The sequence below is a fragment of the Mesorhizobium sp. WSM4815 genome (genome assembly GCF_055811575.1).
Window position 1 is genome coordinate 20,584 of the sequence record NZ_JBVVQS010000075.1, and the last position, 25,375, is coordinate 45,958.

Genomic DNA, 25,375 nt, shown 5'->3' on the forward strand with positions numbered 1-25,375 from the left:
AAGTGATTGAGAGGATTTCAAGTGACAATCACCAAAAACGTGATTTAGTGATAGGAGGGTTAATACACGTGTGTTGTTTGGTAACCGCAGGTGTTGGTCAGTAGACCAACGTCTGGCGTTGCGCGCTCCCTGAGGTATTCGGCCCGGTCGGCTGATTCCACCCAAGCAGTTGCGCAACGTATAGTTGCAATCGCCAAATTTTCCCCACTGCTTATTCCGCCGCCACCAGCCTTGGCGCCGATGAGACCCGGCCGGCCCGATCGTCCTCGGTATCTTCCCACCAGTCGCCCAAGGCGTCGATGAGCGGCACAAGCTTGAGACCCGCTGCCGTGAGATCATAGTCGACGCGTAGCGGATAGCCGGCATGCGCCGTTCGCCGCACTGTCCCGGCTTCCTCCAGCTTGCGCAGTTCCAGCGCCAGAATGCGGTGCGACACGGTGGGGTTGTCACGCCTCAGGTCGCTGAAGCGCTTGGTCCCGTCCTTGAGATAGTAGAGCAGCAAGGTCGGCCAGCGACCGCTGAGCACACGCATGGCCTCTTCGATCGGGCAGCTTGAGACGACATCTTTCATGGCGGATCCTGGTTACAAAACAGTGCGTAATTTACATGGGACGACCAGCGTTTAGGGTCAAGCTTCGCTGCGCAGCGTGATCCCTGAACATGGAAGAGACAAAGAAATGGAACCTATCCTCCTTTACGGCGTCCCGGCGGGAAGTTCGATGGGGCTCGTCGCTGCTTTTGAACGCTTCGGACAGCCCTACCGCCTGTGCCGCGTCGACATGCTCACCGAAATGAAGAACGACGCCTATGCCCGCATCAACGGCCGTCAGGAAACGCCGGTGATGATCACCGACGAAGGCAGAGTGCTCACCGAGACCATGGCGATTGCCGCTTGGCTCGAAGCCCGCGACACGCAACGTCGCATCAGCTTCGACCCGCGCTCGCCGGAAGCCGACCGGATGCATCAGCTGATGGCTTTCGTGAACACTGGTTTCACCGCCGCTTTCACCCCGCTCTGGGCTGCCTATGAAATGGAATCGGCCGAACCGGCCCTGCTGGCGACCTTGCGTGACTTTGGCCGCCAGGCTGTTGCCGAACGCCACGACCGGCTTGAGGCGATGATCGGCGACACCGACTTTCTGGTCGGCGACCGCCTGACGCTGGCCGATACCACGCTGATCGGCGTGGCACGTTGGGCGGAGTTCCACCAGGCGGTCGACGGCGCCGCCTATCCCAGGCTGGCGGCGCTGCGCCGTCGGATCGAAAGCGATCCGGACGTGCGATACGCGCAGGCCATCGAGGACGGCGAAACGCCGGCGGGTTCGGGTGCCTGCCTTGGCCACGTTCCGCTGGCCGAGGTGATTGAACGCTTTGGTGCCTAATGCATGTCGCGCAAAAGTGTGCGGCGGTTTTGCGATAACGACATGCATAAACAAACAACCTAAAGCGCGTCGCAATGAATCCATTCAGCCGCGACGCGCTTTAGCACACGCCAGCGGCGCGGCACGAACACGGCCTGTGCCGCGCCGCGCATGCTCAATCCCACCCGATTCGCGACAAGCACATCGAATTCGGCTATCATGCCATCGCTCTTGAAGTGGCAGCTACGGGCGGCCATCCTGGCGGTGGCCGCCCCCTGAATACGGGAGAATGGGTATGGCCAGCTTTCATGTCATGTCGGACGCGCGTGGGATGCACGTGCAGCCCAGGGTGCGCCGCATCACCACGGCGGACCTGATCGATGTGCTGCGGCTCGGCGTCGAGGATTTTTGGGCAAAGCCATCGCATTACGTCTTCCTGTGCCTGATCTATCCGGTGGTCGGATTGATCATGGCGCAGTGGACGACATCCGGCGCCTACGCCATCCAGCTGCTTTACCCGCTGATGTCCGGCTTCGCCCTGCTTGGACCGTTCGCCGCGATCGGCCTGTACGAGATCAGCCGCCGCCGCGAGCTCGGCATGGACACGTCCTGGTGGCACGCGCTCGAGGTGCGCCACTCGCCGGCGCTGCCGGCGATCGCGGTCATCGGCATCATGCTGGTGGCACTGTTCCTGCTCTGGCTGTTCACCGCGCAATCGATCTACTCCAGCCTGTTCGGCGCTCAGCCGCCGGCCTCGATCGGTGGCTTTGTGCGCGAGGTGCTGACAACGCCCAAAGGCTGGACGCTGATCCTGCTCGGCAATGCGGCCGGCTTCGTCTTCGCCGCGATCGTGCTGGCGACGACCGTCGTCGCTTTCCCGCTGCTGCTCGACCGCGATGTCGGCGCGGTCTCGGCGATCGAGACCTCGGCACGGGCGGTGATGACAAACCCGCTGCAGATGGCGCTGTGGGGCCTGATGGTCGCCGTGCTGCTGGTGATCGGCTCGATCCCGCTGTTTGCCGGGCTCGCCGTCGTCATGCCGGTGCTCGGCCATGCGACCTGGCATCTCTATCGCAGGCTGGTCGAACCGGAGCGGGCGCAGCCGGACCGGCGGCCGATGTAGGCGGAAGTGGCGTTTGGCGCTGCGTGTCGGTCGCCATCCAGACATCTCCTCACGCGGGGGGAGATCGCCGCCGAGGTTTTCGCTCTACGATGTACCCCCACCCCTAACCCCTCCCCACAAGGGGGAGGGAGACTTCCGTTGGCGCCGACGTCGGCAGATTGCCTGCCTTTCGGCGCCAAAGGCGAAGTTAAAGGTGCGCGGCAGCGTTCCCTCCCCCTTGTGGGGAGGGTTAGGGTGGGGGTCCACCTTCGCAAGAATCCCTATGTGGTTGTGCTGCGCGTGAAAGAGGGTCCCTTAAGTCACCACTCCTCGCCTTCAGCCGACCCCCACCGCCTTCAGCCGACGATGCGCAGGTTCGACAATTCGTTGGCGATTTCCCTGAAATTGTCCGACAGCGTCGCCCCGGTCGCGTTCCAGAACAGCTTGGCCGGCTTGGTCGGATCGGTGGGATCCTTGCGGAAGCGCGAGTCCGAGGAGCAGGCCTTCAGCGCGTCGAGTGCTTTCTTGTCACCGGCATCGGTGGTCGACAGGTCGAGCGCAACGGTCATGACGAGAACGTTCGATTTCTTCGCGTTGCCGCAAAGGGTCTGCATCTGCTCGTCCAGCGCGGCGGTGTAGTTGGCGCCCGTGTAGGTCGTCTTGCCGATGTCGGTGCTTGTGTTCATGAACAGCCGCGTCACGCTTCCAGACCCCGGATATGTCAGGCCGGTGTAACCGTAAGCGGCATAGGTCGACCTGTTATTGGCGTAGCCGCTGTCGCTGACGGCGCTGTAGGTATTGGCGCCGTCGGTCAGCACGATGACCACCTTGTCGTTGCCTCTTTCAGTGTTCGGCCGGCCCGCAGTGAAAGGTTCGTTGCTCGACACCGTCCGCCAGCCCCAGGCAAGGCCTTCCGGCACGTTGGTGTTGCCGTTCGGCGCCATGGCGTCGATGGCGTTGTCGATCTCCTCTTTCTGGGCAAGCTGGGTCACATCTTTGAGCGGCGTGATCGGGTTGGTCGTGCAGGACGAATTTGGGCCGTCGCCCGAGGCAGCCGACTTCGAGCCGTAAGGCTTGACCAGGAAATATTTGCGCATGTCCGACTGCCGCTGCGAAGCGGTTGGGCTGTCGGTGTAAGGCCAGTCGGCCCACCAGTTGTTGCCGTAACCATAGTTCAGATAGATCACGTCGTTAGCGCCGTCGCGGTTGAAATCGAGCCAGAGGGTGCCGGCCTCGTCGGGTGCAAACATCGGCACGAACAGCGTGGCAGGTGTGGCGGTATCAGGCGTCGTGTCGTCGTTGTTATACGGGTGCGGCCTCGCCTCCACGCAACCCTGCCAACTCGCATAGCGGCTGGTGGTGTAGATATATTCCGGGGTGGTCCAGTGGCCGCTGCTGCAGTTACCTTTCTTGTTATAGGTGTCGCAGATATACTGTTTCGTGTTAGGCACTTCTTCGCGGCCGGACTCGACGGTGATGTCGGCGTAGAGGCTGAAGCGGGTCAGTGGCTGATCCTCGGTGTCGCCCCAGCCGGTGCCGCGTTTGTACCAGACGCCGTTGAGCTTCTCGGCGTATCTGTCCGGATCGTTGGCGGCGGTCATCTTCGTCCAGTCGAAATCCTCATGCTGGATCGGGGAGATGCCATCCTGGTCCATCCAGCTGTCCTGGTCATGGGTGGGACCGACATTGACCGAAGCAGCGAACGGCACGAGGGAGAACTGCACCGGTTTGCTGACCTGCTTCATCTGCTGTGCCTGCAGCGCCAGCGTATCGACAAGCTGCTTGGCGGCAGTCTTCAGCAGGTCTATTCGCCTCGCGCCGGTGCCGGAACCGAGTTCGTTCATCGAGCCGGAATTGTCGAGCACCAAAGCGACTTCCAGCGTGTTCTTGAGACGGATTTCCGAGCAATCCGTGAAAGTTGTAGCGCCGCTGGTGATCCCGCCGCCCAGCAGCATGGCGGCGGCCGGCAGAAAATAGGGGTGATAGGTAAGGGCGCTGCAGAGCTTCAACGTGCCGCCACCCGCATTGTTGTTGGGCAGGGTGACGGTAAGCGACGTGTTGGCCGGATCGACGGGGCCGAGATTGGTTTCGAAGAAAGTCTTGGCGTAGGCCCTGGCGGCGTCGTCGGTTGCGCCGGAGACGACTTGCTGAGCGGTGGCGAGACCGGCGGCGTCCAAAGCATTCAACGTGGCGTGCTTCTGGCGCAGCAGTTCCGAGTAATCGACGCTGAGCGCCACTCCGCCCATCAGTGGCACCATCGTGATGACCGTCATCAGCGTATAGTTGCCACGCCGGTCCCTACCGAATTTTCGGATCATTGTCTTCAGCCCCTCGCCAAAACCCCTAGTCGGCGAAAGATGCCATCAATCCTTAAATTTCAGATTGCTGAAAAACATCCAAGATCGGCTTGCTTTTTCAAGGCTCGTTAACCACGCCGCCGATGCCGGCATTGCTGCGCGCGGCTGGACCGGCCGCCGAAGCCTTCAGAATGGGGAAGTCTCGGCAAGAGCGGCTTGCGCGCTTGCCTTCGTCAGTGCCAAGGCGATCCTGAAACCTGGGCAATCCTGAAACCAGGGCAATTCTGAAAAATGTGAAAGCTGGTGACAGGGTCAAGTGCTTCGGTTAATGCGAACCTGCCGCGGTGGACCCCTGTCGCGGCGGACGTCGGCGGCGACGCTCGCAACCATCATGATTTGGGAAACGATATGGCGGACTCGCCCGATATTATCGGCTCGCTCGCGGATTTGTCGGGAGCCTATTGTGCCATCCTGTGCGACGTCTGGGGTGTGGTCCACAATGGCGAACGGCATTTTCCGGCCGCGGCTCTGGCGCTGGGCACCGTGCGCGAGGCGAAGATACCTGTCGTGCTGATCACCAATTCGCCGCGGCGCAGCGCCGATGTGGTGGCGCAGATGAATGCGATCGGCGTTCCCTCTGCGGCCTATGACCGCGTCGTCACCTCCGGTGACGTGACCCGCGACCTGATCATGGAGGGGCCGCGAAAGATCTTCCACATTGGCGCCGATCGCGATTTCACGCTCTATGACGGGCTTGATGTCGAGCTGGTCGAGGAGTTCGAGGCGTCCGGCGTGGTCTGCACCGGGCTGTTCGACGACGAGGTCGAGAAGCCGGAGGACTACGCCGATCTTCTGCGGCGGCTGCGCGCCAGGAACCTGCCCTTCATCTGCGCCAATCCCGATATCGTGGTCGAGCGCGGCGAGCGGATGATCTGGTGCGCCGGGGCCCTGGCCCGCGACTATGCCCAGCTCGGCGGGCGCACGCTGATCGCCGGAAAACCTTATGCCCCGGTCTATGACGTCGCGATGAAGGAGATCGCCGACCTGCTCGGCCGCCCGGTCGAGCGCTCGGACGTGCTGGCCATCGGCGACGGCATGATGACCGACATCAAGGGTGCTGCCGACAATGGCTTCGACGTGCTCTACGTGTCGGGCGGCATCCATGCCCGCGACTACGGCGATGCGCTACAACCGGATCCGGCCAGGCTGATCGCCTTTCTGGAAAAGCATGGCTACCGGCCGGTCGCGGTCATTCCGAGACTGCAGTAGGCTCGCTCGATGACGGAAGCCCCGAAATGACGCAAGCCCCGAAATGACGGAAGCCTTCGAACGCGTTTCTGCCATCTCGCCGCTGCCGGCCAATTTGCGGGGTGGCGTGGTGGCGATCGGCAATTTCGACGGTGTGCACCGCGGCCACCAGGCCGTGCTCGAACGCGCGCTGGCCGAGGCCCGCCGGCGCGGCGCGCCGGCGCTGGTGCTGACCTTCGAGCCGCATCCGAGAAAGGTGTTCCGGCCCGAGATACCGCTGTTCGTGCTGACACCGCCGCCGATGAAGGCACGGCTGCTGACGCATCTGGGCTTTGCCGCACTCGTCGAGCAGCCGTTCACGCGCGCCTTCGCCGCACTGTCGGCGGAAGCGTTCGTGACCGATGTGCTCGACAGGAACCTCGGCATCATCCACGCCGTGACCGGCTTCGACTTCCACTTCGGCAAGGACAGGCAAGGCGGACCGGCCTATCTGATGGCGGCCGGCGAACGCCACGGCTTCGGCGTCACCCTGGTTGACGCCTTTCGCGACGAAGGCGCCGAGGTGGTGTCGTCGAGCCGAATCCGCGCGCTGCTGTGCGAAGGGGCGGTGGCCGAGGCCGCGGGCCTGCTCGGCTACCGCTTCACGGTCGAGAGCGAGGTGATCGGCGGCCAGCGGCTTGGCCGGACGCTCGGCTTTCCAACCGCCAATATGAGGCTTTCGCCGGAAGCCACTCTGAAGGAAGGGATTTACGCCGTCCGCTTCCGCCGCGCCGACGGCACGCTTCATGATGGTGTTGCCAGCTTCGGCCGCCGCCCGACCGTCGACGACAACGGCACGCCGCTTCTGGAAACCTTCGTCTTCGACTTCTCCGGCGATCTTTACGGCGAGATATGCGCGGTGTCCTTCTTCGGTTTCCTGCGCGCCGAGGTGAAGTTCGACGGGCTCGACGCGCTGGTCGCGCGGATGAAACGCGACGAGGCCGAGGCGAGGGCGCTGCTTGCCGGCGTCAGCCCGCTGTCCGAGCTCGACGCGGCCGTTGCTTTCTAAAGCATGATCCCGAAAAGTGGGAACCGGTTTTCGGAACAGATCATGCCAAGACAAAGCATGATCCCGAAAAGTGGGAACCGGTTTTCGGAACAGATCATGCCAAGACAAAGCATGATCCCAAAAAGTGGGAACCCATGCCAAACAAGGATCTATTTTTTCAGCGCCAGGCCGACCGCAATGAAGGCCCAGCCCTGGAAGATCAGGTCGACGGCGAGAAACAGCCCCAGCACCCATACGCTGTTGACTGGCCAGCCCATGGCGATGACCAGGCCGGTCAGCGCGCTGATGACGCCGGCCGCAACCAGCCAGCCCCAACCTTTTTCCGGCCTGTGCCTGTACCCGACCCAGGCCCTGAGCACGCCTGATGCGAGAAGGGCGACCGCCAGCAGGAAGGTCAGCACCGCCGACGCCAGCAGCGGGTTGTAGAAGGCGAAGAACCCGGCGACGGCATAGAGAAGACCACTGAGCAGCCAGTAGAAAAACCGGGTCCATGTCTTCACACCGAAGGCATGCATGATCTCGATGATTCCGGCCATCAGCATCAGCCAGCCGACGACGTAGATCGAGGCGACAGTGGCGATGAACAGATTGCCGAAGGCGATGCCGCCGAGGATCAGCAGTAGAACGCCGAGCCCGACGAACCATCCCCATTTCGCCCGCGTCTGACCGATTGCATCTTTCAAGGCATCGCCGTGCAGTGTCATCGCCCTTCTCCCTCAGGTTACCTTTGCCGGCTTGGAAGATAACGCTGACAGGCTTGCCGGTAAAGCGAGCAGGATGCGAGCGCCACACCCCGAGCGATCGCTTGCCAGACGTGGCTAGACCCGAAGCGGCCAAATATCAGACGTAATATTCGACCATGTGCGGCGGCAGTGCTAAAGCATGACGAGCGGGTTCTGGACGACTGTCGTCCTCTTGTCTTCGCCATGGCGCAAACGAAAGCGGTGGCCCAGCGCTGGCTGTGACGCTTTATTGGATGACGTGAGGCTGCTGCTGTCGCCCGTTTTTATGCTTGATGAGGCTAGGGAAGCAAATGAGCGACGTGGACGAAAGCCTCGATCTGACGGAGATTAACGGAGTGCGCAGTTTGCTGACGTCAAAGCCACGACCGGTGGGCTGGGACGAACGCCGGGCACGGCTCGACGAGGTTGGTTCGGTCTGGCCGATTGCGGACGACGTCAGATGTGAGAATGCGGTTTTCGACGGCCTCGAGGGAGAGTGGTCGCTAGCGCCTGAGAGTGACAGCGATAAGGTTCTGCTCTTCTTCCATGGTGGTGGCTACTGCTCCGGCTCGCTCAAAAGTCATCGTCGAATGGTGACCGAGGCAGGTCGAGCAATGGGAATGCGCACCCTCGCGATCGACTATCGACGCGCACCGGAACATCCTTTCCCTGCGCAACATGAAGACGCACTCACCGCATGGCGCTTTCTGGGGCGGCAAGGGATCGCGCCGGATCGCATCGTGGTTGGCGGCGACAGTGCGGGCGGCAACCTCACCTTGTGCCTGGTCAGTATATTGTGCGCGGCAGGGGAGCGGTTGCCGCGATGTCTTTGGCTGGTTTCGCCCTGGACGGACCTCTCGATGGCCGGCGCGACACTATCAACTAAGGACGCAATCGACCCTATCATCCACCGGGCGTATTTGGAGGAACTGGCCACCGCCTATGTTCCCCATGGCGTTGGTCGGCGCGATCCCCTGATCTCGCCATTGTTTGCCGATCTGAGCGGATTTCCCCCAACGCTGATACAGGTCGGTTCGGCCGAGACGCTGTTGTCGGACGCAACTCGGCTCGCGCAAGCCGCTGGCGCGGCTGACGTCAAAGTACGTCTCGAAATTTGGCCGCATATGATTCACGCCTGGCCGGTTTGGAATGCAGGATTGAGTGCCGGTCGCCGCACTCTTCACAGCGCGGGAAGCTTTGTCCGCGGATTTTTGTAACTCTTGGGTGAGCAGCCAGGGTCACACGGCTATTGCCAAAATCCAAAAAGCAGCCGAGACATTCCAGAGTGGGAAGCCCGTTGGCAGCTGCTAGCGCATTTTCAGAAACGCCGCCGATGTTTCGGACATTAAGCCAAATTTTACTGAACTGGCGCCATGGCTTGCGAAGGCTGGTTGTATCGCCAACCTGTTCGACTTATGGAGTAATGATGCGTTTTGTCCGAGCGAATCCGGTGGTTCTGGCCGCCTTCATACTTGGGGCCACCGGTGCCGCCGAAGCCGCCGATGGCGCCTTGGGCTGGCTGTCTGGCGACTGGTATCTGACAGTCGGCGCCACCGGCCTGGTCGCGCCCGATTTCGAAGGCAGCAAGAACTATATACTCAGCGCTCAGCCGATCATCTCGCTCGGCAAGGCCGGTCCTGCGGCCCGCTTCACCTCGCGCAACGACAACATCTCGCTGGGGTTGATCGACGAAGGCGGCTTCCGCGCCGGCCTGGCCGGAAAAATCCTGTTTTCGCGCGATGGCGACGACGCCGACGAACTGAGAGGCCTCGACCCGGTGCGCTGGGGCGGCGAGGTCGGCGGCTTCTTCGAATTCTATCCTTTGGACTGGTTGCGCGCCCGCGCCGAATTGCGGCACGGCATTCGCGCCCATAGCGGCTTCGTCGCCGACATCGCCGCCGACGCATTCCACGATGTGACGCCGGAGGTCAGGATTTCGGGCGGGCCGCGCGTTTCGTTCGCCTCGTCGGACTATTTCGACGCCTATTACGGCGTCGACGCCGAGGAAGCCGTGGCGTCGGGCCTCAGCCGGTACCGACCGGACGGTGGCGTGAAGTCGGCGGGCCTCGGCGGCGCGGTGACCTGGAAAGTGACCGAGCCGATGACGGCCAGCCTGTTCGCCGAATATTCGCGGCTGATGGGCCCGGCGGCCGATTCCAGCCTGGTCGAGGAGCGCGGCTCAAGGGATCAATTCACGATCGGCGTTTCAACGACCTATCGGTTTGATTTCTCGATGTGAGTGCCTTGGCCGGCAATCGCGTATCGGTCGGGTGCATTGTGACCTCACAAGCCGCAGGGAAGACACCGAGAGTTCGGGCTTTTCAACATCGCCTGTCTCGGTTAAAAGCCCAGCCATGACGAGCTTTTCGCGCCTTTTCGCGCTGACGATACGAATTACAAGCCCGGTGTTCCGGGCGGCCTGAGCGCCGCCGGAGCCGCCGGGAATTTTGCGCGCGGCCTCTCGCGCTTTTTCCAGATCATGATAGTTCAACGCCCGGGCTCTTTTGCCGGGCAATGCATATGGCAGACCAATGACCGATACGCCGATGACCGACACTGTTGAAACGATCGACTACTCCAAAACGCTTTACCTGCCGCAGACGGATTTTCCGATGCGTGCCGGCTTGCCGGAGAAGGAGCCGCTGCTGGTCAAGCGCTGGCAGGAGATGGAGTTTTACCGCAAGCTGCGCGAAAACGCCGCCGGCCGCGAAAGATACGTGCTGCATGACGGCCCGCCCTACGCCAACGGCAACATCCATATCGGCCATGCGCTGAACAAGATCCTCAAGGACGTCATCACCCGCTCGTTCCAGATGCGCGGCTATGACTCGAACTACGTGCCCGGCTGGGATTGCCACGGCCTGCCGATCGAATGGAAGATCGAGGAGCAATACCGCGCCAAGGGCAAGAACAAGGACGAGGTGCCGGTCAACGAGTTCCGCAAGGAATGCCGCGAGTTCGCCGCGCACTGGATCAAGGTGCAGGGCGCAGAGTTCCAGAGGCTCGGCGTCGTCGGCGACTTCGACAATCCCTATACGACGATGGCGTTCCATGCCGAGGCGCGCATCGCCGGCGAGCTGTTGAAATTCGCCATGTCGGGCCAGCTGTATCGCGGCTCGAAGCCGGTGATGTGGAGCGTGGTCGAGCGCACCGCACTGGCCGAGGCCGAGGTCGAATACCAGGACTATGAGAGCGACACGATCTGGGCGAAGTTTCCGGTCGTCAGCCTCGCTCGTCAGGTCACCAACGTCGAAGATGGGCAGCCAGCCTTGGATCCGAGGCTGACGCAGACGTCACTGGACTTGCTGGAGGCCGATGTCGTTATCTGGACGACCACGCCATGGACCATCCCCGGCAACCGTGCCGTCAACTATTCGCCACGCATCAACTATGGCCTCTACGAGGTCACTGCGGCCGAGAATGCTTTCGGCCCGCAGCCTGGCGAAAGGCTGATCTTTGCCGAAGCGCTGGCGGAAGAGGCTGCGACCAAAGCCAAGGTGACGATGGACCGCCTCCGTAGCATTTCGGCCGAAGAGCTTGGAAGCCTTACGCTTTCTCATCCCTTCAAAGGTTTGAATGGCGGCTATGAATTCGACGTCCCAATGCTCGCCGGCGAGCATGTCACCGACGAAGCCGGCACCGGTTTCGTCCACACGGCGCCGGGCCATGGCCGCGAGGATTTTGACGCTTGGATGGACGCTGCGTCAGATCTTCGCCAGCGCGGCATCGACACAGCGATCCCGTTCACCGTCGACGATGCCGGCTTCTTCACCAAGGATGCGCCAGGCTTCGGCGCGGACCGCGAGGGCGGTGCGGCGCGCGTCATCGACGACAACGGCAAGAAGGGCAATGCCAACCAGGCGGTCATCGACGAGTTGATCAAGCGCAATGCGCTGTTCGCGCGCGGGCGGCTGAAGCATTCCTATCCGCATTCGTGGCGGTCGAAGAAGCCGATCATCTTCCGCAACACGCCGCAATGGTTCGTCTTTATGGACAAGGAGCTCGGCGACGGCACGACACTGCGCAGCCGTGCCCTGAAGGCGATCGACGACACCCGCTTCGTGCCGGCCGCCGGCCAGAATCGCATCCGCGCCATGATCGAGGAGCGCCCCGATTGGGTGCTGTCGCGCCAGCGCGCCTGGGGGGTGCCGATCGCCGTCTTCGCCGATGCCGACGGCAACGTCCTGCGCGACGAGGCGGTCAACCAGCGCATCATCGACGCCTTCGAGAAGGAAGGCGCGGACGCCTGGTTTGCGGCCGGCGCCAAGGAGCGTTTCCTCGGCAACCACGATGCCTCGAAATGGCAGCAGGTGATGGATATCCTCGACGTCTGGTTCGATTCCGGCTCGACCCATGTCTTCACCCTGGAGGATCGTCCGGATCTGAAATGGCCGGCCGACGTCTATCTCGAAGGTTCCGACCAGCATCGCGGCTGGTTCCACTCCTCGCTGCTCGAAAGCTGCGGCACCAGGGGCAGGGCGCCTTACGACACCGTCGTCACCCATGGGTTCACCATGGACGAGGAGGGGCGGAAAATGTCGAAGTCGCTCGGCAATACTGTCGTGCCGCAAGACGTCATCAAACAGTCGGGCGCCGATATCCTGCGGCTATGGGTGGTGACCACCGACTACTGGGAAGACCAGCGGCTCGGCAAGAACGTGCTGCAGACCAACATCGACGCCTACCGCAAGCTGCGCAACACCATCCGCTGGATGCTGGGCACGCTTGCCCATGACGATGGCGAGGACGTGCCGCTGGACAGGATGCCGGAGCTGGAGCGGCTGATGCTGCACCGGCTCGCCGAGCTCGATGAAGTCGTGCGGGCGGGCTACGACGCCTTCGAGTTCAAGCGCATCACCCGCACGCTGCTCGACTTCATGGTGGTCGAGCTGTCGGCCTTCTATTTCGACATCCGCAAGGACGCGCTCTACTGCGAGGCGCCGTCCAGCGTGAAGCGCAAGGCGTCCGTGCAGGTGGTGCGCCATCTGTTCGACTGCCTGGTGAAATGGCTGGCGCCGATGCTGCCCTTCACCATGGAGGAGGCCTGGCTCGACCGTCATCCGGACGCCGTCTCGGTGCATCTCGACCAGTTTCCGCAAATCCCGGTCGGCTGGAAGAACGAGGCGCTGGCGGAAAAATGGCGCAAGGTGCGGCAGGTCCGCCGCGTCGTCACCGGCGCGCTGGAAATCGCGCGCGCCCAGAAGGTCATCGGCTCGTCTCTGGAAGCGGTGCCGGTCGTCACGCTCGATCATGCGGCGCTCGAAGCGGCGATATCGGATGTCGACATGGCCGAAATGGCGATCACCAGCGATCTGGTCATTGCGCATGGCAACGCGCCTTCTGGCGCCTTCACGCTGGACGACGTCAAGGGCGTCGCCGTGGTGGTCGAGAAGGCCGAGGACCGGGGCCTGCTCAAATGCGCGCGCTCATGGCGCTACACGGCCGATGTCGGGCAGGACAAGGAATTCCCCGACGTTTCGGCGCGGGACGCAGCGGTGCTGCATGAATTGAAGGCGCTTGGTCGTATATAAGGCGGTGCACAAATGCCACGGCGGGCGGCTGATCGGCCTCGGCTCGTTGCCCTTAACGAGTGGTTGAGATAAACACGCGAAACTCCGGACGACAAATTGTCGCCGGATTTCCGTCGGAAGAGCATAGGCGATGGGGACCGGACCTTTGGCCGGCGGCGATCGAGAGGCTGTCTAGAGTGGGACTTTTTGGCATGACCGAAAGAACTTGCGCGCGCGTTGCGCTGCTGGCGCCGCTTGTCGCATCCGGCCTGGCCCTGTCCGGCTGCATGGGCTCGCCGACCTACGGGACCGACAAGACCGCCTCCGCCCAGCTTGCCGGCGATCTCACCAGCGCTTTTTCAGTCATGCCGAAGAACAAGCAACGGATCGACTACAAGCCGCGCCCCGAACTGGTGAAGCCGGCGCCGGGCCAGAAGCAACTGCCGCCGCCGCAGGACAGCGCCACGGCAAGCGCCGATTGGCCGGAATCGCCCGAGCAGCGCCGCGCTCGCCTGCGCGCCGAGGCCACGCTCAACCAGGACGATCCGTCCTACCAGGCGCAGATCGTCGATGACATCCAGACGGATCCGGTCGCGATCAAGTCTGCGATGAAGGACTCGGGTTCCAGTCATCCGCCGGCCTGGAAGCCGGCGGATTCGGACAAGGGCCGCGCCGCCGAAGTCAAGCGCCGCCTTGCCGAACAAAAGCAGGGCGACCCGAACACCCGCCGATATCTGAGCGAGCCGCCGGTGCAGTATCGCGCCGCTTCCGCCACCGCGCCGGTCGACGACCTCGGCGAGGACGAGTACAAGAAAGCACGCCGCCTCAAGCGGGAAGCGGCCGCCAAGAACAAGAGCGGCGGCATGTTCGACTGGCTGCCGTGGTAAGCTGCCGGCGCTAAGAAATCCTGCGACGTTAGGGTTCGCGTCGCTCCCTGAAAAAATCCTTCAGCAGCAGGGCTGCGTCGCTCTCGGCCATGCCTGGATAGATGTCCGGTGCATGGTGGCAGGTCGGTGAGGCGAAGAAGCGCACGCCGTTGACCACAGCGCCGCCCTTCTCGTCGGCGGCGCCGAAATAAAGCCGGCGCAGCCTGGCGAAGGAAATGGCGCCGGCGCACATGGCGCAGGGCTCCAGCGTCACATAGAGATCGTGGCCGGTGAGCCGCTCGCTTGACAGCTTGCGGCAGGCTTCGCGGATCGCCAGCATCTCGGCATGGGCGGTAGGGTCGGCAAGCTCGCGGGTGCGGTTGCCGGCACTGGCAACGACCGTATCGCCGCTGGCGATGACCGCGCCGACCGGCACTTCGCCGCGCAGGGCGGCGGCTTCGGCCTCCTTCAGTGCCAGCGCCATGAAATCCGGCCGCTTCAAGCGGTTTCCATTCCGATTATCTCCTCGCTACTCCGGCGTGATCCTGTTATCTAGCGCATGATCCCGAAAACCGGAATCGGTTTTCGGAAGGGATCATGCACCAAATCAAAGTCCTACAGCGTCCTTTGCGCGTCCGTACGGACGCGCGGCGCTGTAGTGCAAACGAGCAAAGCTACATGGACGACAAAAACAAGAAATTCCCGCGCCAAAAGGGTCCGGGCAAGAACGGCTCGAAACCATCTGGCCCGCGTGGTCGCGATGTCGCTGCCGGCAAGGGCGGCAAGCCGTCCTTCGGCGCGAAAAAACCTTACGCGCCGCGCGGCGACCGCCCGCCGGCAGCTGACGGCGAGCGGCCGAAGCGCGACTTCAAAAGCGGCGACCGGCCGTTCAGCAAGGGGCCGCGCCCTGAAGGCAAGCCTTACGAGAAGCGCGAGGGGCCGCGCAAGCCATACGCCCCGCGTGGCGACCGCCCGCTGGCGGCTGACAGCGAGCGGCCGAAGCGCGACTTCAAAAGCGGCGACCGGCTGTTCAGCAAGGGGCCGCGTCCGGAAGGCAAGCCTTACGAGAAGCGCGAAGGGCCGCGAAAACCGTACGCGCCGCGCGGCGACCGGCCAATGGCGGCTGACGGCGAGCGGCCGAAGCGCGACTTCAAAAGCGGCGACCGGCCGTTCAGCAAGGGGCCGCGTCCGGAAGGCAAGCCTTATGAAAAGCGCGAGGGGCCGCGCAAGCCATACGCGCCGCGCGGCGACCGGCCGGCGGCTGCCGAAGGCGAGCGAAGCGAAAGGCGCTTCGACCGTCCCAAGGGAGACTTCAGCGATCGCCCAAAACGCGACTTCGGCGATCGGCCCAAGCGCGATTTTGCCGGTGATCGGCCCCAAGGGGCATCGGGCGGCTTCAAACCGCGCCCGCGTCCCGCCGAAGCGACGGAAGAGGCTGGTGAGCGCATTGCCAAGCGGCTGGCCCGCGCCGGTCTTGCCTCGCGTCGCGATGCCGAGGAGCTGATCGCGGCCGGCCGCGTCAAGGTCAATGGAAGGGTGCTGTCCTCGCCGGCCTTCAATGTGATGCCTGGCGACATCATCCATCTCGACGGCATGGAGATCCCGCCGATCGAGCGCACCCGGCTGTTCCTGTTCCACAAGCCGGCCGGCGTCGTCACCACCAATCGTGATCCCGAGGGCCGCAAGACCGTCTTCGACGTGCTGCCGGCCGACCTGCCGCGGCTGATGACCATCGGCCGGCTCGATATCAACACCGAAGGCCTGCTGCTGCTCACCAATGACGGCGGGCTGGCGCGCGTGCTCGAACTGCCGGCGACCGGCTGGCTCAGGCGCTACCGCGTGCGCGTCCACGGCAAGGTCGAGGAAAGTGCGCTCGCCGGCTTGCGCGAAGGCATCGCCGTCGACGGCGTCTTCTATGGCGCCATCGAGGCGACGCTCGACCGCGAGCAAGGCACCAACGCCTGGCTGACGCTTGGCCTGCGTGAAGGCAAGAACCGCGAGGTCAGGAACATACTGGGCTCGCTTGGCCTCGACGTAACGCGACTGATCCGCATTTCCTACGGACCGTTCCAGCTCGACGACCTGCCCGAGGGCCATGTGCTGGAGATCAAGGGCCGGGTGCTGCGCGACCAGCTCGGCGAACGCCTGGTCGAGGAGTCCGGCGCCAATTTCGACGCTGACATCACCAAGCCGTTTTCCAACAGGCCGGTGCGGCGCGAAGCGGTGCGCGAAGAGGAACCTGAGCGGCCGAAATTCACCCGCGACGGCGAACGCCGTCCGATCGGCGAAGGCGGATTGATCAAGAACCGCAAGCGCCGCGAAGGCAGCCGCGACGAGGCGCTGGGCAAGCTGTCGACAAGTCCCGGCAGAAGCTTCGGGACGGAAAAGAGCTTTGCTGTGCGCGGCCCCAAATCTGAACGTAGCGGGCCGGGCGGCTTCGGCGGCAAACCGGGCGGCGGGAAAAAGTCCGAACGCGAGCAGCGCCCGATCGAGCCGCCGGGCCAGCGCAAGGCCAATGTCTGGATGGCGCCCGGCGCGCGGCCGATCGGGAAGGGCAGGGCGGACGCCGATGCCGCCAGGGCGGCCGAAGCCAAGGAACGCAAGGCCTCGTTCAAGCCGTCTTTTGGCAAGCCCGCCCATGGAGGGGGAAAACCCGGAGGCGCAAAGCCGTTCGGAAAGCCGCGTGGCGAACGCCCAAATGATGGCGGCAAAGGCGGCGACCGGCCGCGCAGCGGCCCCAAGGGATCCAGGGGAGGCAATGCGGATCGTCGGCGGTGAGTTTCGCGGGCGTCCGCTGGCGACGCCCCGCTCAAGCGCCATCCGCCCGACCACCGACCGCACCCGCGAGGCTGTCTTCAACGTGCTGGCGCATCGTTTCCCCGACAGGCTGGTCGGCGCGCGGGTGCTCGACCTGTTCGCCGGCACCGGCGCGTTCGGCCTCGAGGCGCTGTCGCGCGGCGCATCTTATGGCGTCTTCATCGAAGAATCGGCGGAAGGGCGCGGCCTGATCCGCACCAATGTCGAGGGTTTCGGCCTCACCGGGCGTACCAAGATATTCCGTCGCGACGCTACGGCTCTGGGCGAGGCGGGCACGATGGCCGCGTTCGGCCTGGTGTTCGCCGACCCGCCCTATGGCAAGGGCCTGGGTGAGCGTGCCTTGCGCTCGGCCAAGGCCGGCGGCTGGCTCGCCCCCGGCGCGCTCTGCGTCGTCGAGGAGGCGGCAGCGGCGCCGTTCGAGGCAGGGCCAGGCTTTTCGGTTGTCGACGAGCGCAGCTATGGCGAGACGGTTATCCGCTTTCTCGAGGTTGGATGAAGGGAGCGCAGCGCCTTCAAAATGACGAACAAATCAATTTGCCTGTGGCAACACCCCCGCCTATCGTCCCACCCCATGACAACCGGAGTCGTTAATGACATCTCAGGCTGACTGGCTGCGCGGAACGCTTTTTGCGCTGGCTGTTGTGATGACCGGCCCGGTTCTGGCCGACACCAAGCCGGAAGACGGCAAGGTGACGAATTTCCTGCTCGACAACGGCATGGAGGTCGTTGTCATCCCCGATCGCCGCGCGCCGATCGTCACTCATATGGTGTGGTACAAGATCGGCAGCGCCGATGAGCCGCCGGGCAAGTCCGGCATCGCCCATTTCTTCGAGCATCTGATGTTCAAGGCGACGACCAACCATGCGGCCGGCGCGTTCGACCGCGCCGTCTCCGCCATCGGCGGTTCGAACAACGCTTTCACCTCCTATGACTACACCGCCTTTTACGAGACGGTGGTGCCGCAGGCGCTCGAGCAGATGATGGATTTCGAGGCCGATCGCATGCGCAACCTCATCCTCAACGACGACGTCATCGCCACCGAGCGCGACGTCATCCTCGAGGAACGCCGCTCGCGCATCGACAGCAATCCGCAGGCAGTGCTCGGCGAGGAGGTCGACGCCACGCTCTGGCAGAACCAACCCTATCGCATTCCGGTGATCGGCTGGATGCAGGAGATGGAGAAGCTGAACCGCGCCGACGCCAAGGCTTTCTACGACAAATATTATACGCCCAACAACGCCGTGCTGGTGGTGGCCGGCGATGTCGAGCCGCAGGTGGTCAAGGCGCTGGCCGAAAAGACCTATGGCAAGGTCGCGCGTGGTCCAGACCTGCCGCCGCGCATCCGTCCGGTCGAACCCGAACAGAACACCAGGCGCACGGTGACGCTCGCTGACGCGCGTGTCAGCGTGCCGAATTTTTCGACGCAATGGGTGGTTCCCTCCTATCACACCGCAAAGCCGGGCGAAGCGGAAGCGCTGGACCTGCTGGCGGAGATCCTCGGCGGCGGCAGCCGCAGCCGGCTGTACCAGCAGCTTGTCGTCAAGCAAGGCATTGCCGCCGAGGCCGGCGCCTTTTTCCAGGGCACCATGCTCGATGCCACCAACTTCACCGTCTATGGCGCGCCGCGCGGCGACGCTAAGCTGGCCGATGTCCAGGCGGCGGTCGAGGCCGAGGTCGCCCGCATCGCCAGCGAGGGCGTCACATCGGGCGAGTTGGAGAAGGCCAAGGATCGTTTCGTCCGCTCGATGATCTTCGCCCGCGACAAGCAGGATTCGATGGCCAACATCTACGGCGCGACGCTCGCCACCGGCGGTAACGTCCGGGATGTCGAGGAATGGCCGGGCCGCATCCGCAAGGTCACCGCCGACGAAGTCAGGCAGGTTGCGGCGCGCTATCTCAATCTCAACCATTCGACATCAGGCTATCTCTTGCCGCAGACACAGGCAGGGAATTGATTTGATGAGGAACCAGCATAGCGGCGCGTTTTGCCTTCTCCCCTTGTGGGAGAAGGTGGATTGGCGCGCAGCGCCAAGACGGATGAGGGGTGTTGGACGGAGTGCTGTCGGTACCAAGCTGGAGCACCCCTCATCCGACCGAGCTTCGCTCGGCCACCTTCTCCCACAAGGGGAGAAGGGAAGGTCGCGCATAGCCCCTTTAGTTACCCTGCTCCTCTCCCTCGTCTTCCTCGTCCTGCCGGCGCTTTCCGCTCGTGCGGCCATGAGCATCCAGGAGGTGACGTCGTCAAAGGGCATCACCGCCTGGCTGGTGGAGGACTATTCCGTACCGCTCGTCGCCATCCGCTTTGCCTTCGACGGCGGCACGACGCAGGATCCCGCTGGAAAGGTGGGCCTTGCCAATCTGATGAGCGGCCTGTTCGACGAGGGCGCCGGCAATCTCGACAGCGAGGCCTTCCAGATCAAGCTCGACGACGTCGGCGCCGAGATGAGCTTCGAAGCGGCGCGCGACGGCATCTATGGCTCGATGCGCATGCTTGCCGAGCAGCGCGACGCGGCGTTCGACCTGTTGCGGCTGGCGGTCACAGAGCCGCGTTTCGACCAGGCGCCAATCGACCGCATTCGCGCGCAAGTGCTGTCCGGCATCATCGCCAACGAGCTTGACCCGGACACGCTCGCTCAGCGCAAATGGCTGGAGGCACTATACGGCACCCATCCCTATGCGCGGCCCGAAGAGGGCACCAGGCATAGCATCGCCACCATCACGCCGGACGATCTCATCGCCTTTCACAAGGCGAATTTTGCTCGTGATGGCCTGCATGTGGCGGTGGTCGGTGCCATCGATGCCGAGACGTTGAAGAAAAAGCTCGATCTGGTCTTCGGCGGCCTGCCACAGCATCAGGCGCTTAGCGCGGTCGCCGATGTCGATCCGAAACTCAACCAGCAGCTCGAAGTCAATTACGATCAGCCCCAGACGTCGCTGCAACTCGCCTATCCCGGCGTCGAGCGGAGTGCGCCGGATTTCTTCGCCGCGGTTCTGATGAACGAGATCCTCGGCGGCAGCGCCTTCACCTCGCGGCTGTTCGAAGAGGTGCGTGAAAAACGCGGCCTGGCCTACAGCGTCAGTTCCGACCTGGTCGACCACCAGCACGCCAACGCCCTGGCCATCACCACGGCGACCCGCGCGGACCGGGCGGCCGAGACTTTGGCTGTCGTGCGCGAGGTGGTGAAGCGCATGGCCCAGGAAGGGCCGACCGAAGCAGAACTGGCGGCGACCAAGAAATACTTGATCGGCGCCTACGCCATCAACAATCTGAACTCCTCCGCCGCCATCGCCGCGACGCTGCTCGAGCTGCAGCTCGACAAGCTCGGCAGCGACTATATGCAGCGCCGCGCCGCCCTCATCAACGCGGTGACGCTGGATCAGGTCAAGGCGGCGGCGAAAAAGCTGCTTTCCGCCGAGCCGGCCGTCATGGTCGTCGGGCCGAAGCACGGCGAGGCCAAGGAGGAATGAGCCCAAATGGGGGGCAGGGGATGAGCCCGAGCTTCGGCATCGCCTTCGGCGGCGGCGGCGCGCGCGGGCTGGCGCATATCCATGTCATCGAGGTGCTGGACGAGCTGGGTATAAGGCCGGTCGCCATATCAGGCTCATCAATCGGCGCCATCATGGGCGCCGGCATGGCTTCGGGCATGGCCGGCAGCGACATTCACCACTACATGCGCTCGATCCTCGGCCGCCGCGCCGAGGTGGCGGCGCGCATGTGGCGGGCGCGGCCAGGCACCTTTGCCGAGGCGCTGCAGGGCGGGCTGGGTGTCACCCAGTTCAATGTCGAGCGCATCCTCAAGGCATTCATGCCCGACGCCATACCCGAAAGCTTCGCCGAGCTGAAAATACCGTTGAAGGTGACGGCAACGGATTTCTTCGGCCATAAGCTCGCCGTGCTGCGCGACGGCGACCTGCATTCAGCGCTTGCCGCCTCTGCGGCTATTCCCGCGGTATTCCGCCCGGTGATGCGCGACGGCAGGCTACTGATCGACGGCGGCATCTACAATCCGGTGCCGTTCGACCTGATCGAGGACGACGCCGACATCATCATCGCCGTCGACGTCGTCGGCGCGCCGGCCAAAGGCGGGCGCAAATACCCGACCTCCGTCGACCTGATGTTCGGCGCCACGCAATTGATGATGCAGTCGATCATCGCCGCCAAGCTGAGGCAATGCCAGCCGGACATATTGGTCAGGCCGGCGGTGTCGAAATACCGCGTGCTCGATTTCATGAAGATCGACGCCTTGATGGCCGAAACGGCTGATATCAAGGACGAGCTGAAGCGGGAGATCGAGAAGGCGGTGGAGGCGCGGGCCAAGGTCGACACGAGCAAGCGGCCCAAGCAGGTTGGGGGCGTGGCGCGGAAAGTCTGACGCCTGGCGGCTTCAATCGAAACAAGCGCAAGCGCCGAACATTTTCCGCCGGACCGGAACCGTTTGGCTGATCGCTTCCCGGTCCGGCACTGGACCCGGCCAAGCCGGAACTGATCAAGACCATCCGCGGCGTTGGATACCTGTATCCAAAGCGGTGAACGAGTGTGGTTCAGGGACCAGGCTGCCCGGCGGGCGGAACGATCTGCATGACGAGGCGCATCAGATCGGCCTGGCGGGAGGCGCCGGTCTTCTGGAAGATATTGTCGAGATGCGTCTTGGCGGTCGCGTTGGCAATGTGAAGGCTGGCGGCGGTCTCGGCCAAGGTGTGCCCGGCGACAAGGCTGGCGAGCACGCGGGTTTCGGCCAGCGTAAGCCCAAAGGCTCTCGCCAGCATTCCGGCGGCGTCATGCTCGTCCGGTGCATTGCCGATGAACACCGCGGCAACCGCCGCGGGTTCCATGCCGGCGCGCAGGTCGCCGCCGGCCATCGGCAGCACGCGGGCGAAGACGGGCGGCAGGCCGGATTCGCTGAGGAGGACGGCAAGCCCTGTCTTGCCGATGCTGACCTCATCCTGAGCCGCAAGCATGATGGCGCTGTGAAGTTCCCTGGAAGCCGACGGGATCTTCGCTTGCAGAATGCCACGGACATCCTGAATCGGGCCGCCGCTCCGCAGCATGTGCTTGGCCGAGCGGTTGGCGTGCAGGACGGCACCACGTTCATTGGTGAGGACCACGGCGCATGTGAGCGCATCGAGTGCCTCGGCCATTCCTGCGCGCTCGACAGTGCCGATGTCCAGCATGTTGCTGATCATCACCGAACGGCGCACATGCGGCTGCAACAGTCTGCCAAGCTTGATTTCGCGCTCGGTGATGATGCCTTGCCGCTTATGCCGAGCAACGGCGAAGCCGGCAAGGCGGGTAGGGGTGTGGATCAGGAAGAACGACATGACGTCGACCAGGCCTTGCGGCTTCAGGAACTCCTGAAAATATCGGGAGGTCTCCAGGTAGGTTTGAGGGATATGGCGTGAGACCACATGCGGCATATCGAGCGAAGGCCATGTCGAGAGATCCTCGAGCAGCCGGGCGTGGATCTCGGGGATATATTTCGCCTGTTGCTCCAGCCAGTATGGCTCTATTCCCACGGTCCTGTAGATCAGCAGCTGATCATTGGCGAGGTCGTCAAGCTGCAGAACCGCAGTCTGGGCATCGAGCGCATCCCTGATCCCAGCCAGCGCCTGCTCCCATCGCCCCGGGTCGAGTGCGCAATCATAGATTGAGCCGATCAGCTTCGACAGATCATGATGCGACAATGCCTTGGCCATCGACGGCCCCCCGCATGTCGACAGCGCGTCCGACGCGGAAAGTAGCGCGCTCCCACAGGTGCTCTCGCCTCTCCAAATTTTAGCGATCGCTTAAATTCCGATTATCTCCCCCAAACAGGGGATGCGCAAGGACCCGGGCGGTGAAATACTCTCGCCCAGAAGATAAGGTCACACTTAACTGTGACAACCAGTGGGGTTCAGCGCGTTCCTGGCTCGCGGGCCTTCGCCACTGTGGTGCAGCCGGGGGGACTAATCCAGAATTTCTGCCTGCGTGCGCCGACTAACACGGCGCGCAACCGTCTATTGTTGAAAACTTGAGCCGGGTTCGTCCCGGACAATTCGGGATGGAGCAGCATTATGTACAGGTACATTGCTTTTGCAGCACTTTGCATGGCGGCGATGCCCGCGCATGCCGACGAGCTTGGAGCCATGAAGGCCGAAAGCATCGATCTCGCCGGCTTCCTTGGTGTCGTCTATTATACGCCTCAGGAGGACGGGTATCGGGTGGTCACCACAATCGCGCAGGGCGAGGCTGGCTTGCCAGTGCGTTTCGTGGCGACACTGACCGAGAACCAGATAGTCGCGGTCTCGGTGCCGGGCAAGCTGGGAGAGTCGGACCAGATCATCGAGATATCGCGTGTCGGCGGCAAGCTTGTCGTCAGCCCACAACCGATAGACGGGATCGTGGTTTCTACCCCGAAGCTCGCCGTCGACTGATCCAGGGTTGAGTGATCCAACATCAGTGATCCAACATCGAGTGGTCCGGGGGCATGCGCGTTGCGGCGGCGCTGGATGAGCCTGCAACATGGGCGACAGACGATGTCTCCATGGTTCGTCCTGGCTGTTGTTGTCTTTACCGTTGCCGCCGGCTTCGCCGCGTCTTCGCAGGCTGAGCTGGCCCCTGGCAAGTTCTACGAGGCTGTCGGCAACAAGGTCGATGCGCGAACCTATAACGGTTTTCGTCGCTACCATGGCAGCTGCAATCACTGCCATGGCCCCGACGGCATGGGCTCGACCTTCGCCTCGGCGCTTGTCGACCGGCTGCCCGGCATCGAGGTCTTTCGGCGCAATGTTCGCGACGGCGTGCGCAGCGGCGCTTCGGTGATGAAGGGCTTCGCCGACGATCCCAACGTCGCTCCCTACATCGACGACATCTACGCCTATTTGCAGGCCCGCGCCGACGGTGCGCTTGGCCGGGGTCGGCCCGAGAGGCTGGAAAATTAGTGCATGTCGCGCAAAAGCATGCCCTCGGGCCTGACCCGAGGGTGTGCAGCGGTTTTGCGATAACGACATGCATAAAACAACAACCTGAAGCGCGTCGCTTGAGCCGGTCGAACGCGACGCGCTTTAGCGCCATTGCCTGCCGACCGCAGGCGGTTCACCAAAGGACAGCGAGACGGTCGTCGCCGAGCGCCACATGTGTGCCGAAGGGTGAGCACTCGCGCTCAAGCATGGCAGCGTGCCAGGCGGCATCTTCGCGCAGGGCGCGGTTTAGCCGGAACCTGGCGAGCTGGAACGGCACCAGGTCGAGCGAAACAAGCGTACCGCCCGGTACGGCGAGCCGCGGCAGGTACATCAGCGCAAGCTCACCACGAAACGTTTCGTACCCTGTTATCCCCTCATAGTCGGTGAGGAAGTCGCCGCATCCATAAAGGATCAGCCGGCCGTTGTGGATTTCGATCGGCTTGGGATGGTGGGAGGAGTGCCCATGCACGACATCGAAACCTGCGACATCGATGAGTGCATGGGCAAGCGCGCGTTCTTCCGCCGGGACTAGGTAGCCCCAGTTGCCGCCCCAGTGGATCGAGGCCACCGCGAGGTCGCCAGGCTGTTTTATGGCCTGCACCGATCGGGCGATCTGCTTGAACGACCGGGCCGAGACATCCGCCAGCAAATTGACGCCTGGCTTATAAGCTTCGGCTGCCCATGAAGCTGGAACGCCGCTCGACTCCAGCGCGAAGCCGAAGACCAGCACGCGGCCGCCGCCGGCCAGTTCAATGACGGCAGGCGCCGCCGCCTCGTCCGCGTCAAGCCCGGCCCCGGCATAGGCGAGGCCGGCAAGTCGGAGCGTGTCGAGGGTCTCGACGAGGCCAGGCTCATCCCAGTCGAGCACATGGTTGTTGGCGAGCACGCAGCAGTCTATCCGTGCCGCCGCCAGGCAGCCGATGTTTGCCGGGTTCATCTTGTAATTGATCCCCTTGGGCGCCAAGGACAGGCTGGTGGTGATGCTGGTCTCGAGATTGACGATCCGCGCGTCGGGCGCTTCACGACCCAATTCGTTAAGCGCATCGCCCCAGACATACGCCTCGTCGACCTTTCTCGGGATCGGGCCATTGACGCGTTCGGCAAGCTCGACATAGGTCGTCGCCGATTTGACAAAGCGCTTGCCAAGGTGCGGATCGCCGGGACTGGCGAGGACCTGGTCGATGCCGCGCCCGAGCATCACGTCGCCGCACAGGAACAGCTTTGCGCTGCTTCGGACGGACCGTTCAGATCCTGCGGCGGCGTTGTTCGCGATCTGCGGCATCGCTCTCGAATCTCCTGCGTGCCAACACCCGGTGACCCCAAGGGGTTCCCAGCCAATTTGCGCGGATCCATCGCGCGCCGCGAGATCAACCTGTTCGTTGACCACAGCCAGATCGTGCAGCTCGAGGCGCATCGCTCCGGCATCTGGGGAACCAAGAGCACCTGGGGGCGGATTCAGAATGTT

At 63.4% G+C, this 25,375-nt stretch carries 22 protein-coding genes; 15 read left to right on the forward strand and 7 right to left on the reverse strand.

The window, feature by feature from the left end; all coding sequences use genetic code 11:
- Positions 1-211: 211 nt before the first annotated feature.
- Positions 212-571: a winged helix-turn-helix transcriptional regulator gene (locus AC0L2B_RS03805; RefSeq protein ID WP_473744262.1), complete on the reverse strand. Its 360-nt coding sequence runs from the start codon at positions 569-571 to the stop codon at positions 212-214.
- 106 nt (positions 572-677) lie between these two features.
- On the opposite strand from AC0L2B_RS03805, the gene AC0L2B_RS03810 reads away from it, so the two are divergent.
- Positions 678-1,382: a glutathione S-transferase family protein gene (locus AC0L2B_RS03810; protein ID WP_473744263.1), complete on the forward strand. Its 705-nt coding sequence runs from the start codon at positions 678-680 to the stop codon at positions 1,380-1,382.
- A gap of 59 nt (positions 1,383-1,441) precedes the next feature.
- On the opposite strand, the gene AC0L2B_RS03815 is transcribed toward AC0L2B_RS03810, so the two are convergent.
- A complete protein-coding gene (locus AC0L2B_RS03815; RefSeq protein ID WP_167366313.1) occupies positions 1,442-1,582 on the reverse strand; it encodes a hypothetical protein in 141 nt (46 codons plus the stop codon).
- A 74-nt stretch (positions 1,583-1,656) separates the two neighbouring features.
- Between AC0L2B_RS03815 and AC0L2B_RS03820 the strand changes: the two genes are divergently transcribed.
- On the forward strand, positions 1,657-2,484 hold the full coding sequence (locus AC0L2B_RS03820) for a DUF2189 domain-containing protein (protein ID WP_473744264.1): 828 nt from the start codon (positions 1,657-1,659) through the stop codon (positions 2,482-2,484).
- A gap of 335 nt (positions 2,485-2,819) precedes the next feature.
- Here AC0L2B_RS03820 and AC0L2B_RS03825 read toward each other — a convergent pair whose 3' ends face one another.
- Complete coding sequence (locus tag AC0L2B_RS03825; RefSeq protein WP_473744265.1) at positions 2,820-4,781, reverse strand: TadE/TadG family type IV pilus assembly protein; 1,962 nt, start codon at positions 4,779-4,781, stop codon at positions 2,820-2,822.
- A gap of 387 nt (positions 4,782-5,168) precedes the next feature.
- Here AC0L2B_RS03825 and AC0L2B_RS03830 point away from each other — a divergent pair, with 387 nt between their 5' ends.
- Both AC0L2B_RS03830 and AC0L2B_RS03835 read left to right on the forward strand, forming a co-directional pair.
- The gene (locus AC0L2B_RS03830; protein ID WP_473744266.1) at positions 5,169-6,029 is read left to right on the forward strand and encodes a TIGR01459 family HAD-type hydrolase; all 861 of its coding nucleotides are present in this window, start codon (positions 5,169-5,171) and stop codon (positions 6,027-6,029) included.
- Positions 6,030-6,072: 43 nt separating this feature from the next.
- Positions 6,073-7,056 carry a bifunctional riboflavin kinase/FAD synthetase gene (locus AC0L2B_RS03835; RefSeq protein WP_473744268.1) on the forward strand — a complete coding sequence of 328 codons (984 nt, stop codon included), beginning with the start codon at positions 6,073-6,075 and terminating at the stop codon, positions 7,054-7,056.
- A gap of 149 nt (positions 7,057-7,205) precedes the next feature.
- Here AC0L2B_RS03835 and AC0L2B_RS03840 read toward each other — a convergent pair whose 3' ends face one another.
- Complete coding sequence (locus AC0L2B_RS03840) at positions 7,206-7,760, reverse strand: HdeD family acid-resistance protein (RefSeq protein ID WP_473744269.1); 555 nt, start codon at positions 7,758-7,760, stop codon at positions 7,206-7,208.
- Between the two features lie 329 nt (positions 7,761-8,089).
- Here AC0L2B_RS03840 and AC0L2B_RS03845 point away from each other — a divergent pair, with 329 nt between their 5' ends.
- The 4 genes from AC0L2B_RS03845 (at position 8,090) to AC0L2B_RS03860 (ending at position 14,175) form a co-directional block, all read left to right on the forward strand.
- A complete protein-coding gene (locus tag AC0L2B_RS03845) occupies positions 8,090-8,995 on the forward strand; it encodes an alpha/beta hydrolase (protein ID WP_473744271.1) in 906 nt (301 codons plus the stop codon).
- Positions 8,996-9,204: 209 nt separating this feature from the next.
- Entirely contained in the window at positions 9,205-10,017 is an 813-nt protein-coding gene (locus AC0L2B_RS03850) for a MipA/OmpV family protein (RefSeq protein ID WP_473744272.1), read from the forward strand.
- Positions 10,018-10,324: 307 nt separating this feature from the next.
- Entirely contained in the window at positions 10,325-13,309 is a 2,985-nt protein-coding gene (ileS, locus tag AC0L2B_RS03855) for an isoleucine--tRNA ligase (protein WP_473744273.1), read from the forward strand.
- 191 nt (positions 13,310-13,500) lie between these two features.
- The gene (locus AC0L2B_RS03860) at positions 13,501-14,175 is read left to right on the forward strand and encodes a hypothetical protein (protein ID WP_473518537.1); all 675 of its coding nucleotides are present in this window, start codon (positions 13,501-13,503) and stop codon (positions 14,173-14,175) included.
- 28 nt (positions 14,176-14,203) lie between these two features.
- Here the strand turns inward: AC0L2B_RS03860 and AC0L2B_RS03865 are convergent, their stop codons facing one another.
- Complete coding sequence (locus tag AC0L2B_RS03865; protein ID WP_091590719.1) at positions 14,204-14,656, reverse strand: nucleoside deaminase; 453 nt, start codon at positions 14,654-14,656, stop codon at positions 14,204-14,206.
- Positions 14,657-14,832: 176 nt separating this feature from the next.
- On the opposite strand from AC0L2B_RS03865, the gene AC0L2B_RS03870 reads away from it, so the two are divergent.
- The 5 genes from AC0L2B_RS03870 to AC0L2B_RS03890 all read left to right on the forward strand — a co-directional run bounded on the left by AC0L2B_RS03870 (position 14,833) and on the right by AC0L2B_RS03890 (position 21,344).
- The gene (locus tag AC0L2B_RS03870) at positions 14,833-16,932 is read left to right on the forward strand and encodes a pseudouridine synthase (RefSeq protein ID WP_473744275.1); all 2,100 of its coding nucleotides are present in this window, start codon (positions 14,833-14,835) and stop codon (positions 16,930-16,932) included.
- A complete protein-coding gene (rsmD, locus tag AC0L2B_RS03875; protein ID WP_473744276.1) occupies positions 16,913-17,467 on the forward strand; it encodes a 16S rRNA (guanine(966)-N(2))-methyltransferase RsmD in 555 nt (184 codons plus the stop codon). Before AC0L2B_RS03870 ends, rsmD begins: the two co-directional genes overlap by 20 nt.
- A 94-nt stretch (positions 17,468-17,561) precedes the next feature.
- Entirely contained in the window at positions 17,562-18,926 is a 1,365-nt protein-coding gene (locus tag AC0L2B_RS03880; RefSeq protein WP_473744277.1) for a M16 family metallopeptidase, read from the forward strand.
- A gap of 262 nt (positions 18,927-19,188) precedes the next feature.
- Positions 19,189-20,439, forward strand: a complete 1,251-nt coding sequence (locus AC0L2B_RS03885) for a M16 family metallopeptidase (RefSeq protein WP_473744278.1) — start codon at positions 19,189-19,191, stop codon at positions 20,437-20,439.
- Between the two features lie 20 nt (positions 20,440-20,459).
- Entirely contained in the window at positions 20,460-21,344 is an 885-nt protein-coding gene (locus AC0L2B_RS03890) for a patatin-like phospholipase family protein (RefSeq protein WP_236371366.1), read from the forward strand.
- A gap of 169 nt (positions 21,345-21,513) precedes the next feature.
- On the opposite strand, the gene AC0L2B_RS03895 is transcribed toward AC0L2B_RS03890, so the two are convergent.
- Positions 21,514-22,665, reverse strand: coding sequence for a helix-turn-helix transcriptional regulator (locus AC0L2B_RS03895; RefSeq protein ID WP_473744280.1), 1,152 nt, complete (start codon positions 22,663-22,665; stop codon positions 21,514-21,516).
- Between the two features lie 357 nt (positions 22,666-23,022).
- On the opposite strand from AC0L2B_RS03895, the gene AC0L2B_RS03900 reads away from it, so the two are divergent.
- Both AC0L2B_RS03900 and AC0L2B_RS03905 read left to right on the forward strand, forming a co-directional pair.
- Positions 23,023-23,382 carry a hypothetical protein gene (locus AC0L2B_RS03900; RefSeq protein ID WP_473744282.1) on the forward strand — a complete coding sequence of 120 codons (360 nt, stop codon included), beginning with the start codon at positions 23,023-23,025 and terminating at the stop codon, positions 23,380-23,382.
- Between the two features lie 75 nt (positions 23,383-23,457).
- Positions 23,458-23,889 carry a c-type cytochrome gene (locus AC0L2B_RS03905; protein ID WP_236473203.1) on the forward strand — a complete coding sequence of 144 codons (432 nt, stop codon included), beginning with the start codon at positions 23,458-23,460 and terminating at the stop codon, positions 23,887-23,889.
- A gap of 154 nt (positions 23,890-24,043) precedes the next feature.
- Here AC0L2B_RS03905 and AC0L2B_RS03910 read toward each other — a convergent pair whose 3' ends face one another.
- A complete protein-coding gene (locus AC0L2B_RS03910; protein ID WP_473744284.1) occupies positions 24,044-25,192 on the reverse strand; it encodes a CapA family protein in 1,149 nt (382 codons plus the stop codon).
- Positions 25,193-25,375: the final 183 nt, after the last annotated feature.

Bases quoted from the DNA above. Each gene is read 5' to 3' on its own strand.
- AC0L2B_RS03805 (WP_473744262.1), bottom strand. From the start codon at position 571: ATGAAAGATGTCGTCTCAAGCTGCCCGATCGAAGAGGCCATGCGTGTG.
- AC0L2B_RS03810 (WP_473744263.1), top strand. From the start codon at position 678: ATGGAACCTATCCTCCTTTACGGCGTCCCGGCGGGAAGTTCGATGGGG.
- AC0L2B_RS03815 (WP_167366313.1), bottom strand. From the start codon at position 1,582: ATGATAGCCGAATTCGATGTGCTTGTCGCGAATCGGGTGGGATTGAGC.
- AC0L2B_RS03820 (WP_473744264.1), top strand. From the start codon at position 1,657: ATGGCCAGCTTTCATGTCATGTCGGACGCGCGTGGGATGCACGTGCAG.
- AC0L2B_RS03825 (WP_473744265.1), bottom strand. From the start codon at position 4,781: ATGATCCGAAAATTCGGTAGGGACCGGCGTGGCAACTATACGCTGATG.
- AC0L2B_RS03830 (WP_473744266.1), top strand. From the start codon at position 5,169: ATGGCGGACTCGCCCGATATTATCGGCTCGCTCGCGGATTTGTCGGGA.
- AC0L2B_RS03835 (WP_473744268.1), top strand. From the start codon at position 6,073: ATGACGGAAGCCTTCGAACGCGTTTCTGCCATCTCGCCGCTGCCGGCC.
- AC0L2B_RS03840 (WP_473744269.1), bottom strand. From the start codon at position 7,760: ATGACACTGCACGGCGATGCCTTGAAAGATGCAATCGGTCAGACGCGG.
- AC0L2B_RS03845 (WP_473744271.1), top strand. From the start codon at position 8,090: ATGAGCGACGTGGACGAAAGCCTCGATCTGACGGAGATTAACGGAGTG.
- AC0L2B_RS03850 (WP_473744272.1), top strand. From the start codon at position 9,205: ATGCGTTTTGTCCGAGCGAATCCGGTGGTTCTGGCCGCCTTCATACTT.
- ileS (WP_473744273.1), top strand. From the start codon at position 10,325: ATGACCGACACTGTTGAAACGATCGACTACTCCAAAACGCTTTACCTG.
- AC0L2B_RS03860 (WP_473518537.1), top strand. From the start codon at position 13,501: ATGACCGAAAGAACTTGCGCGCGCGTTGCGCTGCTGGCGCCGCTTGTC.
- AC0L2B_RS03870 (WP_473744275.1), top strand. From the start codon at position 14,833: ATGGACGACAAAAACAAGAAATTCCCGCGCCAAAAGGGTCCGGGCAAG.
- rsmD (WP_473744276.1), top strand. From the start codon at position 16,913: ATGCGGATCGTCGGCGGTGAGTTTCGCGGGCGTCCGCTGGCGACGCCC.
- AC0L2B_RS03880 (WP_473744277.1), top strand. From the start codon at position 17,562: ATGACATCTCAGGCTGACTGGCTGCGCGGAACGCTTTTTGCGCTGGCT.
- AC0L2B_RS03885 (WP_473744278.1), top strand. From the start codon at position 19,189: ATGAGCATCCAGGAGGTGACGTCGTCAAAGGGCATCACCGCCTGGCTG.
- AC0L2B_RS03890 (WP_236371366.1), top strand. From the start codon at position 20,460: ATGAGCCCGAGCTTCGGCATCGCCTTCGGCGGCGGCGGCGCGCGCGGG.
- AC0L2B_RS03895 (WP_473744280.1), bottom strand. From the start codon at position 22,665: ATGGCCAAGGCATTGTCGCATCATGATCTGTCGAAGCTGATCGGCTCA.
- AC0L2B_RS03900 (WP_473744282.1), top strand. From the start codon at position 23,023: ATGTACAGGTACATTGCTTTTGCAGCACTTTGCATGGCGGCGATGCCC.
- AC0L2B_RS03905 (WP_236473203.1), top strand. From the start codon at position 23,458: ATGAGCCTGCAACATGGGCGACAGACGATGTCTCCATGGTTCGTCCTG.
- AC0L2B_RS03910 (WP_473744284.1), bottom strand. From the start codon at position 25,192: ATGCCGCAGATCGCGAACAACGCCGCCGCAGGATCTGAACGGTCCGTC.